The organism is Vibrio sp. 970 (genome assembly GCF_033339075.1).
Window position 1 is genome coordinate 1 of the sequence record NZ_JAWOTW010000516.1, and the last position, 609, is coordinate 609.

The 609-nt window shown below is 35.0% G+C and carries 1 pseudogene; it reads left to right on the forward strand.

The window, feature by feature from the left end:
• Window positions 1–499, forward strand: a pseudogene (locus tag R7Q11_RS27620) (pilus assembly protein TadG); the annotation flags it as partial.
• Window positions 500–609 lie beyond the last annotated feature (110 nt).

Consider the following 609-nt stretch of genomic DNA (forward strand, 5'->3'; position numbering starts at 1 on the left):
CGGTTTAATTGCTGCGGCGAAAGAAGCGGATAAAGTTAAAAAGGAAGATCGAAACCCAGAGCAAGTGTTTATTATTCTTTCTGATGGTGCAGATACAGATGTGCAATTCCCGATGGGACTGAATAGAAATAGATCTTATAGAGATAAGTATGACGTCGTGACTAAATATTACGTAGACCAGTATGATGGGCGAACTTATTATTATCAGGTTTATGACAAATTCTTAAAGTCATTAGTGGGTGAGCATGGTTTGTGTGAAAGCCTTAAGAAAAGAATATCTAGTAAAGAAAATAAGTTTCAAAGTGAACATGCGAAGCTAGAGGGTGAAAAAACCAAGGTCACCATGGGCGTAATAGGTGTTAACTACAACGTACAAAAAGATGATGGTTTCGGTGAGTGCGTTGGTGAGAAAAACATTTATCATGCGAAAAATGGTAAAGACGTTTACAAATATATATTAAATCTGATTAACGAAGAAACAGGACGATTAAAAGATTAAAATGAAAAAGTTAATACCATTTGCGATTATTTTTACTTCAAATGTCGCGCTCGCTAATTGTATCAACCAAAGTGAAAACTATGTTACTTCAAAAGTTTTGAAAAGCTCTG